General features: G+C 70.2%; 15 protein-coding genes. 11 read left to right on the forward strand and 4 right to left on the reverse strand.

Annotated elements, in window-relative coordinates; translation table 11 throughout:
• The first annotated feature begins 21 nt into the window (after window positions 1-21).
• The 8 genes from ruvC (at window position 22) to AB0F72_RS07205 (ending at window position 9,183) form a co-directional block, all read left to right on the forward strand.
• Window positions 22-537 (forward strand): crossover junction endodeoxyribonuclease RuvC, encoded by a 516-nt coding sequence (gene ruvC / locus AB0F72_RS07170; RefSeq protein ID WP_360427044.1) that lies wholly within the window; start codon window positions 22-24, stop codon window positions 535-537.
• Window positions 534-1,133 (forward strand): Holliday junction branch migration protein RuvA, encoded by a 600-nt coding sequence (gene ruvA / locus AB0F72_RS07175; protein ID WP_360426554.1) that lies wholly within the window; start codon window positions 534-536, stop codon window positions 1,131-1,133. The genes ruvC and ruvA overlap by 4 nt, the downstream gene beginning before the upstream one ends.
• Window positions 1,130-2,173, forward strand: coding sequence for a Holliday junction branch migration DNA helicase RuvB (ruvB, locus tag AB0F72_RS07180; protein ID WP_360426558.1), 1,044 nt, complete (start codon window positions 1,130-1,132; stop codon window positions 2,171-2,173). The genes ruvA and ruvB overlap by 4 nt, the downstream gene beginning before the upstream one ends.
• Before the next feature lie 146 nt (window positions 2,174-2,319).
• Window positions 2,320-2,706 carry a preprotein translocase subunit YajC gene (gene yajC / locus AB0F72_RS07185; RefSeq protein WP_360426561.1) on the forward strand — a complete coding sequence of 129 codons (387 nt, stop codon included), beginning with the start codon at window positions 2,320-2,322 and terminating at the stop codon, window positions 2,704-2,706.
• Between the two features lie 160 nt (window positions 2,707-2,866).
• Window positions 2,867-4,747: a protein translocase subunit SecD gene (secD, locus tag AB0F72_RS07190; protein WP_360427046.1), complete on the forward strand. Its 1,881-nt coding sequence runs from the start codon at window positions 2,867-2,869 to the stop codon at window positions 4,745-4,747.
• A 2-nt stretch (window positions 4,748-4,749) separates the two neighbouring features.
• Window positions 4,750-5,928 carry a protein translocase subunit SecF gene (gene secF, locus AB0F72_RS07195; RefSeq protein ID WP_360426564.1) on the forward strand — a complete coding sequence of 393 codons (1,179 nt, stop codon included), beginning with the start codon at window positions 4,750-4,752 and terminating at the stop codon, window positions 5,926-5,928.
• Between the two features lie 57 nt (window positions 5,929-5,985).
• Window positions 5,986-6,516, forward strand: coding sequence for an adenine phosphoribosyltransferase (locus tag AB0F72_RS07200; protein ID WP_360426567.1), 531 nt, complete (start codon window positions 5,986-5,988; stop codon window positions 6,514-6,516).
• A 174-nt stretch (window positions 6,517-6,690) separates the two neighbouring features.
• Window positions 6,691-9,183, forward strand: a complete 2,493-nt coding sequence (locus tag AB0F72_RS07205) for a bifunctional (p)ppGpp synthetase/guanosine-3',5'-bis(diphosphate) 3'-pyrophosphohydrolase (RefSeq protein WP_360426570.1) — start codon at window positions 6,691-6,693, stop codon at window positions 9,181-9,183.
• A 567-nt stretch (window positions 9,184-9,750) separates the two neighbouring features.
• Here the strand turns inward: AB0F72_RS07205 and AB0F72_RS07210 are convergent.
• The gene (locus AB0F72_RS07210; RefSeq protein WP_360426574.1) at window positions 9,751-10,578 is read right to left on the reverse strand and encodes a peptidylprolyl isomerase; all 828 of its coding nucleotides are present in this window, start codon (window positions 10,576-10,578) and stop codon (window positions 9,751-9,753) included.
• A gap of 155 nt (window positions 10,579-10,733) precedes the next feature.
• A complete protein-coding gene (locus AB0F72_RS07215; protein WP_360426577.1) occupies window positions 10,734-11,594 on the reverse strand; it encodes a peptidylprolyl isomerase in 861 nt (286 codons plus the stop codon).
• Window positions 11,595-11,751: 157 nt separating this feature from the next.
• On the opposite strand from AB0F72_RS07215, the gene AB0F72_RS07220 reads away from it, so the two are divergent.
• Together AB0F72_RS07220 and hisS are read left to right on the forward strand one after the other, a co-directional pair.
• Window positions 11,752-12,444 carry an MBL fold metallo-hydrolase gene (locus AB0F72_RS07220; RefSeq protein WP_360426580.1) on the forward strand — a complete coding sequence of 231 codons (693 nt, stop codon included), beginning with the start codon at window positions 11,752-11,754 and terminating at the stop codon, window positions 12,442-12,444.
• A 40-nt stretch (window positions 12,445-12,484) separates the two neighbouring features.
• A complete protein-coding gene (gene hisS, locus AB0F72_RS07225; RefSeq protein ID WP_360426583.1) occupies window positions 12,485-13,798 on the forward strand; it encodes a histidine--tRNA ligase in 1,314 nt (437 codons plus the stop codon).
• A 209-nt stretch (window positions 13,799-14,007) separates the two neighbouring features.
• On the opposite strand, the gene AB0F72_RS07230 is transcribed toward hisS, so the two are convergent.
• Together AB0F72_RS07230 and AB0F72_RS07235 are read right to left on the reverse strand one after the other, a co-directional pair.
• Window positions 14,008-15,594 carry an MFS transporter gene (locus AB0F72_RS07230; protein ID WP_360426586.1) on the reverse strand — a complete coding sequence of 529 codons (1,587 nt, stop codon included), beginning with the start codon at window positions 15,592-15,594 and terminating at the stop codon, window positions 14,008-14,010.
• A 27-nt stretch (window positions 15,595-15,621) separates the two neighbouring features.
• The gene (locus AB0F72_RS07235; RefSeq protein ID WP_360426589.1) at window positions 15,622-16,149 is read right to left on the reverse strand and encodes a helix-turn-helix domain-containing protein; all 528 of its coding nucleotides are present in this window, start codon (window positions 16,147-16,149) and stop codon (window positions 15,622-15,624) included.
• 56 nt (window positions 16,150-16,205) lie between these two features.
• On the opposite strand from AB0F72_RS07235, the gene AB0F72_RS07240 reads away from it, so the two are divergent.
• Window positions 16,206-16,724, forward strand: coding sequence for a PaaI family thioesterase (locus AB0F72_RS07240; RefSeq protein WP_360426592.1), 519 nt, complete (start codon window positions 16,206-16,208; stop codon window positions 16,722-16,724).
• The last annotated feature ends 470 nt before the right edge of the window (window positions 16,725-17,194 follow it).

Genomic DNA, 17,194 nt, shown 5'->3' on the forward strand with positions numbered 1-17,194 from the left:
TGTGCGAGGGGGAGGTTCGTGGTGCGGGTGCTCGGCATCGACCCGGGGCTGACGCGGTGCGGCGTCGGCGTCGTCGAGGGGGTGCCGGGGCGGCTCGGGAACCTGATCGCGTACCACGTGGTCCGCAGCGAGCCGGACGAGGACATCGCGCAGCGCCTGCTGAACCTGGACCGTTCGCTCGCCGAGCTGGTCGACCGGCACCGGCCGGACAGCGTGGCCGTCGAGCGGGTGTTCTCCCAGCACAACGCCCGGACCGTGATGGGCACCGCGCAGGCCAGCGGGGTCGCGATCCTGGCCGGGGCGCGGGCCGGGCTGCCGGTGCAGACCTACACCCCGAGCGAGGTCAAGGCGGCCGTCACCGGCTCCGGGACCGCCGACAAGAAGCAGGTCACCGCCATGGTGACCCGGCTCCTGAGACTTGACGCGCCGCCCAAGCCGGCCGACGCGGCGGACGCCATCGCCATCGCCATCTGCCACATCTGGCGCGGGGGCACCCGCGCGAAACTGGAAGCCGCAGTCCGTAGGGGTTATCGATGATCGCCAGTGTGCGCGGCGTGGTCGCCGCGATCCTCCACGACAGCGCCGTGGTCGAGGTCGGTGGCGTCGGTATGCGCGTCTTCTGCACGCCCGGCACGCTCGCCGGCCTGCGCACCGGCGCCGAGGCCCGGCTCTCCACCACCCTGATCGTCCGGGAGGACTCGCTCACTCTCTTCGGGTTCGCCGACGAGGACGAGCGGCAGCTGTTCGACCTGCTGCTGACGGCGAACGGGGTGGGGCCGCGGATCGCGCAGGCGGTGCTCGCCGTCCACCAGCCGGACACCGTGCGCCGGGCGATCGCCGGTGGCGAGATCGCGGTGCTCACCGCGGTGCCCGGCATCGGCAAGCGCGGCGCCGAGAAGATGATCGTCGAGCTGAAGGACAAGATCGGGCCGGTCGGTTTCGCCGACACGGGCGCCGGCGTGCTGAACGGCGCGTGGCAGGAGCAGGTCCGGCAGGGTGTGCTCGCGCTCGGCTGGACCGCGTCGCAGGCCGATCAGGCGGTGGCCGCGGTGACCGAGACGATCGACGGCGAGGTGCCGCCGGTTCCGGTCCTGCTGCGCCAGGCGATCAGGCTGCTGGGTAAGACGCGATGAGCGACCTGGTCTCCTCGGACGCCTTCGACGACGACCTGGACGCCGAGGCCAGCGTCCGGCCGAGACGGCTCGCCGACTTCATCGCCCAGCACCGGGTCCGCGACCAGCTGGAACTGCTGCTCAAGGGCGCGATGGGCCGGGGCACGCCGCCCGACCACATCCTGCTCTCCGGCCCGCCCGGGCTGGGCAAGACCACGCTCGCCAACATCGTCGCGGCCGAGTTGGGCACCGGCATCCGGACCACCAGCGGCCCGGTGATCGAGCGGTCCGGCGACCTGGCCGCGATCCTGACCGGCCTCGCTCCGGGCGACGTGCTCTTCATCGACGAAATCCACCGGATCGCGAAACCGGCCGAGGAGCTGCTCTACAGCGCGATGGAGGACTTCCGGGTCGACGTGGTGGTCGGCAAGGGGCCGGGCGCGACAGCGATCCCGCTGGACGTGGAGCCGTTCACCCTGGTCGGCGCGACCACCCGGGCCGGCCTGCTGTCCGGGCCGATGCGTGACCGGTTCGGTTTCGTCGCCCATCTCGACTTCTACTCCACGGCCGACCTGGACGCGCTGCTGCACCGCTCGGCCCGGATCATCGGCGTGCCGATCACCGCGGAGGGCGCCGCCGAGATCGCCGGCCGCTCCCGCGGCACGCCGCGGATCGCCAACCGGCTGCTGCGCCGGGTGCGGGACTTCGCCGAGGTACGGGCGGACGGCGTGGTCACCGAAGAGGTGGCGAAGGCCGCCCTCAAGGTCTACGACGTCGACGCGCTGGGCCTGGACCGGCTGGACCGGGCGGTGCTGCGCGCCCTGATCGAGTCGTTCAAGGGCGGGCCGGTCGGCCTCTCCACGCTCGCGGTCGCGGTGGGTGAGCAGTCCGACACGGTCGAGGAGGTCTGCGAGCCGTTCCTGGTCCGGGCCGGGCTCCTGGCGCGGACGCCGCGGGGCCGGGTGGCGACCGAGGCCGGCTGGGCGCACCTCGGCAAGACGCCGCCGGCCGACGGCAGGCCGGGCGTCTTCCAGGGTGACCTGTTCGCCCGGGACGCGTGAGTTTCCCTCGTGATGTGAACGTGACGTGTGCCGCATTCGTTATCTCAAGGTTGACCCATTAGACTCGCCGCCGTTCGAACCGGTATAAGCATCTCACCCCGGCGCCCGCCCATCGTCGCGCCGGTGGCCTACGGAAGGCTCTCTTCGTGCTCCAGCTCCAGGCAGCTGACCAAGCAGCGGGTGGCGGCAACTACTCGTTCCTGCTGATTCTCGTTCTGCTCTTCGGCTTCATGTACTTCGTCATGATCCGCCCGCAGCAGAAGCGGCGCAAAGAGGCCCTCCAGATGCAGAACACGCTGGGCCCCGGCGACGAGATCGTGACCATCGGCGGGCTGCACGGCACGGTCGTGCTCGCCGAGACCGACACCGTGACCATCGAGATCGCCCCGGGCGTTCAGGTCCGTTTCGCCCGCCCGGCGATCGCCCGCGTGCTGACGAAGGCGGGTACGGTCTCCGAGGAGCCGGTGCCCGCCGACGAGCCGCTGGCGGACGAGCCGGAGAGCCCGGTCACCGAGACGCGCAAGCAGGACTGACCAGACTCGCATCACCGGACCGGCCCACGGCGCCATCTGCCGGCGGGCCGGTTCGTCAGGCCGCCGTTCCGGCGGCCCCACGACCAGAGAGCGCCGTGCCCCACGCGCGGCCGGAAACGCAGGGAGACCAAACGCCGTGGCACGACCACCACAGGGACAGATGCATCCCGGACGCCAACTCGGCGTGCTCGGTCTGGTCTTCGTCGTCCTGTATCTGCTGGTCTTTTTCGCCGGTGGCGCGAAGGGCAGCTTTACCGAGCGTCTCGAGCCGAAACTGGGCCTCGATCTGGTCGGTGGCACCCAGGCGACGTACATCGCCTCGCAGCAGGGCGCGCCGCCGACCCAGGAGGCCATGGAGACCGCCCGGCAGATCATCGAGAGCCGGGTCAACGCGCTCGGTGTCTCCGAGGCCGAGGTCGTCATCCAGGGCAACAACACCATCGTCGTCTCGCTCGCCGGTGAGGCCGACGACCAGCTCAAGGACCTGTCGCAGGCCGCGAACATGCGGTTCCGGCTACTCACCGGCACGACGATGGACGTCTCGTCGGCCGCGCTGAACCCGGCGTCGCCGTCCCCGAGCGGCAGCGCCGCCCCGGCGGCCGCGCCGTCCGCCGCCGCCTCCGGCGCGGCGCCGGAGGCCACGTCGAAGCCGTCCGCCTCCACCGGCGGGCAGGGTGGCGGCGAGGCCGCTCCGGCCGCCAGCGCCACGCCGTCGGCCCCGGCGCCCTCCACGGCGCCGTCCGCCGCGGCGTCCGCGCCGGCCGCCGCCCCGGCGGCGCAGACCGTGGACCAGAAGGAGCTACTCGCCTCCGCGAAGAAGAAGGTCGGCGCCGCGGCGTGGGCCGCGGCGGAGAAGCTCACCGCCCCGGTCGACCTCAGCACCGACGCCAAGGCGGGCCTGCCGTTCAAGAACTTCGCCCAGCTGACCGGTCCCGAGGTGGGCGTGCTCACCCCGGACATGCAGTTCAACGTGCCGACGATCGGCTGCACCCAGCTCGACGCCCGGCCGAACGGCTCGATCGACGACATCAACTCCAAGGTGGTGGCCTGCTACCAGGCCGGCGCCAAGGTCATGCTGGACAAGGCCGAGGTCGTCGGCGACGACATCAGCGAGGCCAGCCCGCAGCTGGACCAGACGCAGAACCAGTGGGTCGTCTCCCTCGACTTCACCAGCGCCGGCCAGACCAAGTGGACCGAGCTGACCCGCAAGGCGTTCACCGCGACCACCACCGACCCGTGCTTCGTCGCGGTGCAGTCGCTCTACGGCACGGCCGACCACTGCGCCGTCGCCGTGGTGCTGGACAAGACGATCCTCTCCGCGCCACAGATCCAGGGTGTCCTGAGCGGCCAGTCGCAGATCACCGGTGACTTCACCGCGGCGTCCGCGAAGGAGTTGGCCGACCAGCTGAACTTCGGCGCCATCCCGGTCACCTTCGAGTCCGGCCCGGCGCAGACCGTGTCGGCGACCCTCGGCCTGCAGCAGCTGGAGGCGGGTCTGCTCGCCGCCGCGATCGGCATGGGCCTGGTGGCGATCTACGCGTTCTTCTACTACCGCCTGCTCGGCACGGTCATCTTCCTGAGCCTCGGCCTCTCCGCGCTGCTCACCTTCGGCGCGCTGGTGTTCCTCGGCCGGACCATGGGTTACACGCTGACCCTCGCCGGCATCGCCGGTTTCATCGTGTCACTGGGTGTCGCCGCGGACTCGTTCGTCATCTACTTCGAACGGCTCAAGGACGAGATCCACGAGGGCCGGACCCCGCGGAGCGCGGTGCCGCGCGCCTGGCACCGGGCCCGCCGGACGATCATCTCGGCGAACACGATCACGATCCTGTGTGCGGTCGTGCTCTACATCGTCTCGATCGGCGCGGTCCAGGGCTTCGCGTTCGCGCTCGGCCTGTCGACGGTGCTCGACCTGCTCGTGGTCTTCCTGTTCCGGCATCCGATCATGACGATGCTCGCCAGCACCAAGGCGTTCCTGTCGCCGCGGGTCAGTGGCCTCGGCCGTGTCCTGCGCAACCGGACCGACGTTAAGGAGGCCTGACCATGGCCAGCTCCGGTCTTGCCGCTCGCCTCTACACGGGCGAAGCGAACATCAACATCGTCGGCCGCCGGAAGATGTGGTTCGCCGCCGCGATCGCCATCGTGATCATCTCGTTCGGCAGCATCCTGATCCGCGGTTTCGAGCTCGGCATCGAGTTCGCCGGCGGCACCGAGTTCATCGTGCCGGCCACCGCGAACAGCCAGACGCTCACTCAGGAGGAGGCCGGCGACGCGGTCGCCAAGGCCGTGCACGCCGCGGCGCCGGACGCCGAGGTGCTCGCCGCCCAGCAGGTCGGCACCGGTGGCGAGTCGTTCTTCCGGGTTCGCGCCTCGGCGCTGACCACGGCGGAGACCGAGGAGGCGAAGACCGCGCTCGTCGCCGACCTGGGCGTCAACGCCGACCAGGTCAGCGACAACCAGGTGTCGGCGGCGTGGGGTGGCGCGGTCACCGAGAAGGCGGTGCTCGGCCTCGTCGTCTTCCTGGTGCTGGTCAGCGCGTACCTGATCATCCGGTTCGAGTGGCGGATGGCGGTCGCCGCGCTGGCGTCGCTGCTGCTCGACCTGATCCTGACCGCGGGTGTGTACTCGCTCGTCGGCTTCGAGGTCACGCCGTCCACCGTGATCGGCTTCCTGACGATCCTCGGTTACTCGCTCTACGACGTGGTGGTCGTCTTCGACAAGGTGCAGGAGAACACCCGCGGCCTGACCGCCGGGACCTCCCGCACCTACGCGGAGGCCACCAACCTGGCCGTGAACCAGACGCTGATGCGGTCGCTGAACACCGGTCTGGTGGCGCTGCTGCCGGTCGGCGGTCTGCTCTTCATCGGCGCCGGCCTGTTCGGCGCGGGCACGCTGAAGGACCTCGGCCTGGTGCTCTTCGTCGGCATGGGCTTCGGCGTCATCTCCTCGATCGTGTTCGCCGCCCCGGTGCTGAGCGCGCTCAAGGACCGCGAGCCGAAGATCAAGGCGCACAACGCCCGGGTGCTGGCCCGCCGGGCGAGCCGCTCCGACGACGTGGCGCCGCGTGCCGACCGCACCCGGCCGGCGAACGCCACCGAGTCGGACGAGGTGCCCGCGTTTGCCGGCGGCACCACGCCGCGTCCCGGCGCGCGCCCGGTCGTCAAGCGCAACACCACCAACCGTGGTGGCGGCGCCGGCAACCGGCCCGGCAAGCGCCGCTGACCCATTGTCGAACGGCCCGTCATCCCTCGTGATGGCGGGCCGTTAGGCTGTCCGACCGTGACCACTGAGAAAGAACTGGCCGAGCTCGTCGCCGGGGGCACCGTCGACGTGCTGGACTTCCCGAAGCCCGGCATCGTCTTCAAGGACCTGATGCCGCTCTTCGGCGACGGCCCGGCCTTCAAGCGGGTGATCGACGGGATCATCGCCTACCACGACAGCTTCGACGTGGTGGCGGGGATCGAAGCCCGGGGCTTCCTGATGGCGGCGGCGATCGGGTACGCCACCGGCGCCGGGATCGTGCCGGTGCGCAAGGCCGGCAAGCTGCCGCGCCCGGCCTTCTCCGCCTCGTACGCCCTCGAATACGGCGAGGCCACCCTGGAGGTGAGCGAGGGCGCTTTCGAGCCCGGACAGCGCGTCCTGGTCGTCGACGACGTCCTCGCCACCGGTGGGACGGCCGAGGCCACGCTCGACCTGATCGAGCGGGCCGGCGGAATAGTCGCCGGTTTCACGGTGCTGATGGAGCTGGGCTTCCTGGACGGGCGTCAACGACTGAGCCCTCGGCCGGTACACGCGCTACTGACCGTTTGATCCGTCTTCGATATTTTTCGCCCGGTCGATCCTGCTAATTCATAGGTTGCTTATTCGTAGGTTCGGCCGGGTCAAGCGGCAGGGCGGTGCGGGTAAGATGGGCGGTCCAAGGTGACCAACCCTGGCATGAACCGACTTCCACGGCCGGTTCCTAGCGAAGGTGTGAGGAGGCCGGTGTCCAGCGACGTCGCCCCTCCGGCGGAGGGCACGGTGCAGCCGACCCAGAACTCGCGGAACGGCGGAGGCGAAGCCACGCCCGGCGACAAGGTCAATCCTGGCGATTCCGGTGACAAGCTCAGTTCCGGCGACAAGGTCGGTTCCGGTGACCGGGCCCAGGCCGAGGAAACCGACCTGGAGACGACACAGCCACTGGCCCCTGAGGACACACCCGGCGGCGGATTCGGGCTGGCCAGCGCGCCCACCGGCAGGCGGGTCCGGGCCCGTCTCGCCCGGTTCAACGCGCCCTGGCAGAGCACCCAGGTCAGCGAGGTTCTCGAGCCGCTGATCGCGACGCACCGGGCGAGCCACCCCAAGGCCGACGCCCGCGCGCTGCAGAAGGCGTTCGACGTGGCCGCCCGCTGGCACTCCGGGCAGTACCGGAAGTCCGGCGACCCGTACATCACGCACCCGCTCGCGGTGGCGACCATCCTGGCGAACCTCGGGATGGACACCACGACGCTGGTGGCGGCGTTGCTGCACGACACGATCGAGGACACCGACTACGGCCTCGAGCAGATGCGCAACGACTTCGGCGCCGAGGTGGCGCTGCTGGTCGACGGCGTGACGAAACTCGACCGGGTGAAACTCGGCGACGCGGCGAAAGCGGAGACGATCCGCAAGATGGTCGTCGCGATGGCCAAGGATCCCCGGGTGCTGGTCATCAAGCTGGCCGACCGGCTGCACAACATGCGGACCCTGACCTTCCTGCCCCGCGCCAAGCAGGAGCAGAAGGCCAAGGAGACCCTGGAGATCCTGGCGCCGCTGGCCCACCGCCTCGGTATGAACACGATCAAGTGGGAGCTCGAGGACCTCGCGTTCGGCACCCTCTTCCCCAAGCGGTTCGAAGAGATCAACCGCCTGATCGGGGAGCACCAGCCGCAGCGTGAGGCGCTGCTGCGCCAGGTGACGAACCGGGTCAGCCTCGACCTCAAGTCGGCGAAGATCAAGGCCGAGACCACCGGCCGGCCCAAGCACCTGTACTCGATCTACCAGAAGATGATCGTGCGGGGCCGCGACTTTAACGACATCTACGACCTGGTCGGCGTGCGCATCCTGGTCGACACGGTCCGCGACTGCTACGCCGCGCTGGGCGTCATCCACGCGAACTGGCAGCCGGTGCCGGGCCGGTTCAAGGACTACATCGCGATGCCGAAATTCAACATGTACCAGTCGTTGCACACGACGGTCATCGGCCCGACCGGCAAGCCGGTCGAGATGCAGATCCGCACGTTCGCGATGCACCGCACCGCCGAGTTCGGCATCGCCGCCCACTGGAAGTACAAGGAGCAGAAGGGCGCGACGATCGTCGGCCCGCCGGCCCACATCGACGAGATGACCTGGCTGCGGCAGCTGCTCGACTGGCAGCGGGAGGCGAGCGACCCGTCCGAGTTCCTGGACGCGCTGCGCTTCGACCTCTCCAGCCAGGAGGTCTACGTCTTCACCCCCAAGGGTGACGTCATCCCGCTGCCGACGGGCTCCACCCCGGTCGACTTCGCGTACGCGGTGCACACCGAGGTCGGGCACAAGTGCATCGGAGCCCGGGTCAACGGCAAGCTGGTCCCGCTCGAGTCGACGCTCTCCAACGGCGACGTGATCGAGATCTTCACGTCGAAGTCGGCGACAGCCGGCCCGACGCAGGACTGGCTCGGGTTCGTCAAGAGCCCGCGCGCCCGGACGAAGATCCGGCAGTACTTCAACAAGGAGCGCCGCGAAGAGGCGATCGAGGACGGCAAGGAGGCGATCGTCAAGGCGATGCGCAAGCAGGGCCTGCCCCTGCAGCGCATGCTGACCAGCGAGAACCTCACCACGATCGCCCGCGATCTGCACCTGCCCGACGTGGCCTCGCTCTACGCCGCGGTGGGGGAGAACACCACCTCCGCCCAGTCGGTCGTGCAGAAGCTCGTCGCCGGGTTCGGCGGCGAGGAAGGCGCTGTCGAAGACATCGCCGAAACCGCCGTCGCGACCCGCCCGCCGCGCAACCGGAGCTCCGCGCAGGACCCGGGCGTCGTGGTGAAGGGCGTCTCCGACGTCTGGGTGAAACTGGCACGCTGCTGCACCCCGGTCCCCGGCGACGCGGTGTTCGGCTTCGTCACCCGGTCCGGCGGTGTGAGCGTCCACCGGGAGGACTGCGCGAACGCCGAGGACCTGCGCGAGCAGCAGGAGCGGGTGGTCGAGGTCAGCTGGAAGCCGACGTCGGCTTCCACGTTCCTGGTGGCGATCCAGGTGGAGGCTCTCGACCGGCACAAGCTCCTCGCCGACGTGACGCGGGTCCTCTCCGAGGAGCGGGTGAACATCCTGTCCGCGACGGTCACCACCACGCGTGACCGGGTGGCGGTCAGCCGGTTCACGTTCGAGATGGCCGATCCGAAGCATCTCGGTCACCTGGTGGCGGCGGTGCGCAAGGTGGACGGGGTGTTCGACGCTTACCGGGTCACGTCTGGGGCGTGACGCCTTCCCGCGTTCGGTGGGCCGGGCGGCGGCGCCGGGTGGGACGGTTTTGGGCCGGTGCTGGCCCACTCCGGGCGGTCAGGCTTGATCCCTGCGTGGGCCAGCACCGGCCCAAAACCTTGCCTGGGCGCGCTTTCCGGCGCGACTTGCGCTGAGCGCGCCTCTGAGTCGCCTGCCCGCGCGAGCTTACGTCCAAGCTCACGCTGAGCGGCCTCATCCGGCGCTGGCTGCCCGGCGCGCTCGCGCTGGGTGGTGCCCTGGCCGCGCTGTGCGCACGCTGACCGGGAGCCCGCGCTGAGGGGGTTGGGCGGGATGATCGCCCGGCGTGAGGGTTGTGGTGCCGGGAAGCGTGCGCGGATCGCCCGGCGTGAGTTGCGGTGCCGGGAGGCGTGCGGCGCGCCGGGCAGAGTGAGTGGGCAAGGTTTTGGGCGGGGGAGGGCCCACGCAGGGATCAAGCCTGACCGCCCGGAGTGGGCCCTCCCCCGCCCAAAACCGTCCCGCAGGCGCCCCAACACAAAAACGGGCGGCCCCGGGAGAAGACCCGGAACCGCCCGAGAAGACAAACCCTTAGGACACCGTCATCGTCTTGATGCCGAGTTCCTTCTTCGGGTGCCCGCCACCGGCCGACGCGTCGAACGCGCCGTCGTCGCCGGCCTTCACGACGTCCTTGACGATGTCCAGCCCGCTCGTGATGGTGCCGAGCAGCGTGTAGTTCGGGGACAGCTGGGTGTCCTCCGAGACGATGAAGAACTGGCTGCCGGTGCTGCCGGGCTGCCCGGTGTTCGCCATCGCGATCGAGCCCGCCGGGTACGGCTTCGCCGTGTCGGTCGGCAGGTTCTCCTCGACCATCGTGTAGCTGGGGCCGCCGGTGCCGTCGGTCTCGCGGTATCCCTTGCCGGTGGCGAACGGGTCGCCGCACTGCAGGACCTTGAACGTGTCCTCGTTGACCAGACGGTGGCACTTGGTGTTGTCGAGGAACTTCGCCTCGGCGAGGTGCTTGAAGCTGGCGCCGGTGCACGGCGCCTTCGCCAGGTCGATCGTGGCCGTGATCTTGCCGAGGTTGGTGTCGAAGGTCAGCGTGCTGGTGCCGGTGTTCGGAACCGTGGCGGGCGGCAGGCCGACGTCCTTGACCTTGCCGCCGGTGGACTCGTCCGCCGGGGTCCAGCTGCAGGCGACCGTGCCGGCGGCCGCGACCGTCGGGTCACCCGCCTCCTCGTCGGACTTCAGCGTGTTGACGAGGACGAACGCCACACCGGCGATGACCACCACCGCGAGGGCGGAACCGATGATCGCCCGGTTGCGGCGGCGCTTGCGCGCGGCCGTGGCCCGCTCGGCCATCTCCTTCTCGAGCCGGGCCCGCGCCGCCGCGCGCTGCCGGTCCTTGATCGATGACACGTCGTTCCTCCTGCTGCTGGTCTCGTCCTGCGAACTCACGACTGGGCCGCTCTCGTCCGGCGTACCGGCGTCCGATCCGCTCAGCTCGGTGCCACTCGGGTCGCTTCCACTCAGCTCTGTGTCACTCACGGTCCTGCCGCTCTCGTCCGGGGTGCTCATGACTGCGCCGCGCTGGCTGACGGGGCCGGCGTTCCGGCCGCACCGACGGTCAGGCTCTTGATGGTGATCTTCTCTTTCGGGCTGACCTTGTCGCCGCCGGTCGTCTCGACCGTCGGGATCTTGCCGATCTTCTCGAGCGTGTCGAGGCCTGCGGTGACCGTGCCGACGATGGAGTACTGCGGGTTGGCCGCGGTGAAGTCCTTGAAGAACAGGAGGAACTGGCTGCCGTTGCTGCCCGGCGGGTTGCCGATCATCGCGACCGTGCCCTTGGGGTAGGTCACCTCGGCGGCCGGCGCCGCGCTGGCGCTGGGCGAGGGCTCCGGGGCCGCGGCCGGCAGGTTCTCGCTGTAGAAGCTGTACGTCGGGCCGCCGTTCCCGGTGCCGGTCGGGTCGCCGCAGCGCACCGCGCCCTCAGTGGTGATCTCGTGGCACGTGGTGTCGTCGAAGAACCGCTTGCCGGCCAGGTACGAGAAGCTGGCCGCCGCGCACGTCGCGTTCTCCACGTCCATGCCGACCACGATCGGGTCACCCTTGTCGGTGGTGATCGTCATGGTCTCGGTGCCGGTCTCGGGCAGGTCTTTCGTCGGCGGGGTGCCGACCTCCTTGAGGTCGGTGTTGGTCGCCGCGTCCAGTGGCGTCCACAGGCAGATGTCGGCGGCCTCGGTCGTCGCGCTGTCGTCGCTGTCGAAGGCGCCGCCCACCCAGGCCACGCCGGCGATGATCAGCAGCACCGCCAGACCGGTGCCGAGGCCGGCTGTGATCCGGCGTCGGCGGCGCTCGCGCTCGGCGCGGCGGGCCTGTTGCCGGTCGAATTTCGCCCGCGCGAGTCTGCGCTGCCGGTCCTTGCTGGGAGCCACCGAAAGCTGTCCTTCCCTGTGTATGTCAAGGGGTGCGGCACGCCACACGCCCGCAAGAGTGTACGGGTACCTCCTGAGAAAGTGGTGTGCGCCCGCCCGGCTAGGCTCGTTACGATTCCGCACCTGTGCAGCGTCCATGAATAGGTAGGTCCCCACCGTGCTCGTCACCGGCTTCCCGGCCGAGGCCTTCGGCACCAACTGTTATGTGGTGGCCGCCGGTCCGGGCGAGCAGTGCCTGATCGTCGATCCGGGCATCGGGGTGCTCGACCGGCTGGAGGAGACCCTGGCCCAGCACCGGCTGCACCCGGCCGCGGTGCTGCTCACGCACGGGCACCTGGACCACACCTTCTCGGTCGCGCCGGTCTGCGGCGCCCGCGGCATCACGGCCTACGTGCACCCCGCCGACCTGGAGATGCTGGCCGACCCGTCGAAAGGCCTGAGCGCCGACCTCAACCAGATCTTCGGTGGCCGCCTGGAGTACACCGAGCCCGACGACGTCGCTGAGCTGGCCGACGGCGCGGTGCTGAGCATCGCGGGTCTCGAGATCACCGTCGACCACGCGCCCGGCCATACCGGCGGGTCGGTGCTGTTCCGCCTGCCAGGTTCGGCGAACGAACCGGAAGAAGTCTGTTTCTCCGGAGACGTCCTCTTCGCAGGATCCATCGGACGCACCGACCTGCCGGGCGGCGACACCGCGACGATGATGACCAGCCTGCGGGACAAGATCCTGCCGCTGGCCGACGACACCGTCGTGCTGCCCGGCCACGGCCCGGCCACCACCATCGGCCGTGAGCGCGCGTCGAACCCGTACCTGCGGGAGTTGACCGCAGCGCCGCGCCGCGGTTTCTGACTTACGGCGTGCCGCCGCCTCTGACTTTTGGAGTTGAAAAGTGCCAATTTCCGGTTTTCCCGAATGGCTGCCATCGCAGCGCATGATCGAGCAGTACGTCCTCGACAAGATCCGCTCCACGTTCGAGCTCTACGGCTTCGCCCCGCTCGAGACCCGTGCCGTCGAGCCGATCGAGACTCTCCTCTCCAAGGGCGAGACGTCCAAGGAGGTCTACCTCCTGCGCCGCCTGCAGGAGGACGAGGCCTCCACGAAGGAGGACCAGCTCGGCCTGCACTTCGACCTGACCGTCCCGTTCGCTCGGTTCGTCACGGAGAACCACGGAAAGCTGCAGTTCCCGTTCCGCCGCTACCAGATCCAGAAGGTGTGGCGCGGTGAGCGCCCGCAGGAGGGCCGGTACCGGGAGTTCCTCCAGGCCGACATCGACGTGGTCAACCGGGACACCCTGCCGTTCCACTTCGACACCGAGATGCCGCTGGTGATCGGCGACGCGTTCCGCTCGCTCCCGATCCCGAAGGCCGTCATCCAGGTCAACAACCGCAAGGTGTGCGAGGGCTTCTACCGCGGCCTCGGCCTTGAGGACACCGCCCAGGTTCTGCGCACGGTGGACAAGCTCGACAAGATCGGCCCGGAGAAGGTGGCAGCACTCCTGATCGAGACGGCGGGCGCGACGGACGAGCAAGCCCGGCTCTGCCTGAAATTGGCCGAAATTTCGACATCTGACGCTTCGTTCGTCGATCACGTCAAAGCCCTTAAGGTCGGCGATCCGCTGCTCGACGAGGGCCTGGACGAGCTGCGCCAGGTCGTCGAGGCGGCGAACGAGCACGCCCCCGGCCTGATCCGCGCCGAGCTGAAGATCGCCCGCGGTCTCGACTACTACACCGGTACCGTCTACGAGACCCAGCTGGAAGGCTACGAGCGGTTCGGCTCGATCTGCTCCGGCGGCCGCTACGAGAACCTCGCCTCGGTCGGCAACACCCGGTTCCCCGGCGTCGGCATCTCGATCGGCGTCTCCCGCATGCTCGGCCTGCTCTTCGGCCGGAACGCGCTGACCGTCTCCCGCTCGGTGCCCACCGCCGTGGTGATCGCCCTGCCCAGCGAGGACGAGCGCGCGAACTGCGAGCGCATCGCCGCCGGCCTGCGCCGGCGCGGCGTCCCGACCGAGGTGGCGCCCACCGCCGCGAAATTCGGCAAGCAGATCCAGTTCGCCGACCGCCGCGGCATCCCGTTCGTCTGGTTCCCCGGCCCGGACGGCCACTCGGTCAAGGACATCCGCTCCGGCGAGCAGGTCGACGCCGACCCGCAGACCTGGATGCCACCCGCCGACGATCTCCACCCCCAGATCAAAGGCCTCTGACAGTACGGATCTGTGCTTGCCGGCTGCGCTTCGCTCCGCGGCGATTGCCTGGTAACCGGTGAGATGGCACGCGGTTTCCCGCCACCGCAAACCCCGCGGCGTCGGGAAACCGAGTGCCATCTCACCGGCGGCAATCGCGGACTCCCCGCTCGGGGCTCAACGGTGGCTTCCCCGGGCGGGGCTCAGCGGTCGGCTTCCCGCGCGCGGGGTCAGCGGTCGGCGGCGAGCAGGTGGGTCACCTCGGGTGAGCCCTCGGCCAGGGCGATCGCCCGTTCCTCCATCCGTTCGTCGGTCTCGGTGAGCCGCCCCTCGTGCTGGCGCAGGTGTTCGTCCCACGTCGGCACGAGATAGGCCTCCACGAACAGCTCCGGGTCCGCGGTGTCCCGGAACAGTCCCCACTGCGAGGCGCCGGTGCGCATCCGTGACCCCCGGACCCGCTGCATGGCGGTCAGGAAGGCGGCCGCGTTCTCCTGCCGGACCCGGTACCGCGCCGAGACCAGCACCGGCCCGTCGTCCCGATGCGGCTCGATCACCAGGTGCGGCTCGGCCCAGTAGACGGCCGGGGTGTAGTCGTCGTTCTCGTGGGTGTGCACGGGCCATACCCGTACCAGAAGGAGACCCGCCGCCATCAGCGCCGCGGCCGTGGCAAACGCCGCACCGAGGCCGAAGGCCGAGGCGAACTGGCCCCAGACCAGCGCACCCAGCGCCTGGCCGCCGGCGAACACCAGCTGATAGATGGCGAGCGCCCGGGCGCGCACCCAGTTCGGCAGGACGAGCTGCATCGCGGCGTTCATCCGGGACACCAGCATCATCCAGGCCGCACCGCCGAGGACCAGCGTGGGCACCACGGCGATCACGTGCGGCACGAACGCCACCACGGTCAGCGCCGCGCCGTAGACCAGCCCGGTCGCGACGATCATCTGGTTGGTGCTGAGCAGGTGGCGGGCCCGGGGCATCAGCAGCGCGCCGGCGATCGCGCCGACGCCGAGCGCGGCGAGCAGGATGCCGTAGCCCTGCGCGCCCATGCCCAGTTCCTGGCGTGCCACCACCGGCAGCAGCGCCCAGACCACGCTGCCCGGGAGCACGAACAGCAGCACCCGTCCGAGGATCCGCCGGACCACCGGTGACCAGCGCACATAGCGTTCCCCGGCGCGCAGCGCGGACCCGAACCGCTCGGCCTGGCCGGTCGGCGGCTGCGGGTCGCGCCGCCACCGCAGCAGGGCCAGCGCGAAGATCGCGAAGGAGAGCGCGTTCAGCCCGAACACCACCGCCGAGCCGAACTGCGCCACCAGCAGCCCGCCGATCGCCGGACCGGCCGACCGCGCCAGGTTCGTGTTGACCGCACCGAGGGCGGACGCGGCCGGCAGCTGGTCGTGCGGCACCACCTCCGGGATCACCGCCTGCCAGGACGGCAGCGTGAGCGCCTGCCCGCAGCCGAGCAGGAACGTGAAGACCAGCAGGAGCGGGGGCGAGAGGTGGTCCAGCGCGGCGAGCGCGGTCAGCACCGAGGCGACACCGAAGAGCCCGATCTGTACGGCGAGGAGCAGTCGCCGCCGATCCAGGGCGTCCGCGAGGGTGCCGGAGGGCAGGGCGAACAGGAGCACCGGCAGGGTGGTGACGGTCTGCACGAGGCTGGTCCAGGTCGCCGCGTCCGGTTCGTGGACGACGAGCCACTGCGCGCCGACGGTCTGCATCCAGGTGCCGGCGTTGCTGGCGAGAACGGCCAGCCAGAGCATCCGGTAGACCGGGTTCTTCAGGGGAGTCCAGGGGCCGCCGGCGGCCGTTGTTGCTGTCACGCGGTGCAAACTACCCATCCGCGCCGGTCACGAGCGGCGATGTGCTCCAGGTCCCGGCTGGGGCAGCACGGCGCGGTTGTCGGACACCTCGTGACCGCCGGCGCAGCGCATCTCGACCCGGATCTCCGCGCCGCAGTCCCGGTGCGCGTAGCGGATCGGCGGTCCCTCCGGGTCGGCCAGATAGCGGTTGCCCCACTCGGCGACGGCGATCAGCATCGGGTACAGATCGAAGCCCTTCTCGGTCAGCCGGTACTCGTGGCGGACCCGCGCGCCCGGCTCCCGATAGGGCTCGCGCCGCAGCACACCGTGCCCGACCAGCGCGGCGAGACGGTTCGTCAGCACCTGCCGGGGGATGCCGGTGCGCACCCGCATGTCGTCGAACCGCCACACGCCGTTGAAGACCTCCCGCAGCACGACGACTGTCCACTTCTCGCCCAGGATTTCCATGGCGCGGGCCAGCGTGCAGTTGTCGACGGACCAGTCGAGGGCGGCTGGTTTCTCTTTCGGTGCCGCTTCGTCCCGGGGTACTTCGGGGGGTGTGACATGTCCGACCATGCCGCCAACGCTAGGTCTCGTTGACAGACGCAGCAAGCCGATGCCAGCCTGAATCCATGACGCAGACCCAGGATCCCGCCACGCTCCGGACCCGTACCTTCGGCTGGTCCGACCCCGCCGAACACGCCAGCCAGCTGGGCCGGCGCAGCGGCATGGAGATCCTCCAGGCGATGGCCGCCGGCGAACTGCCGCCCCCGCCCATCATGAACCTGATCGACGCGGCCGGCCTGCACGCCGAAGAGGGAAGCGTCACGATCACGCTCGACCCGCAGGAGTTCCACTACAACCCGCTCGGCACCGTGCACGGCGGCGTCATCTCGACGCTGCTCGACACCGCCGCCGCGTGTTCCGTGCACAGCACCCTGCCGGCCGGGGTGGGGTACACGAGCATGGACCTGAACGTGAAGTTCCTCCGCGCCGTGACCGTCGACTCCGGCCGCTTGACCTGCACCGGAGCGGTCCTGCAGAGGGGCCGCCGAACCGCCCTGGCCGAGGCCCGCCTGGTGGACGCCGCCGGCCGGTTGGTGGCGCACGCGACGTCGAGCTGCCTCCTCTTCGAGATCCCTGCGGCCTGAGAAGCCCAGCGCCGCGTACGCAGGCGCGCCGGTCCGCCCGCTGTGCCGGATCGCATGCCGAGCGGCCCGCTCGCTGTGCGGATCCGCTCGCTGTGCCGGTCCGCCCGCCGCGCCTGCGTCCCTGCGTCCCGGCGTCCCGGCCCCGCGTCACGCGGGGTAACCGCCGACCGTGGAGCGCTGCGGCTTTGCGTCATTCTGCGGGGCCCGGAGCGTCCACGCCTTTCCGCGAAGCGCCGCCTTTACCCCGGATGCCGGCACGCCGAGTGGCGATCATGGCATCGGCCGGCGGCGACTCCCGAACGCTGAGCCGAACGCCGCCCTCGCCCCACTTCGGCGCGATCCAGGCGAGTTGGCGGCCGCCAGTGCAGGCCACCAGAGCGGTCATAACTCGCCAAGATCTGGGGCGCGGATGCGCGGTGACAGCGCAATCCGGTTTACCCGACAAATCTGATTAGGCGGATGTTTCGGTT

The sequence above is a fragment of the Actinoplanes sp. NPDC023936 genome (assembly GCF_040639325.1).
GTDB lineage: Bacteria > Actinomycetota > Actinomycetes > Mycobacteriales > Micromonosporaceae > Actinoplanes.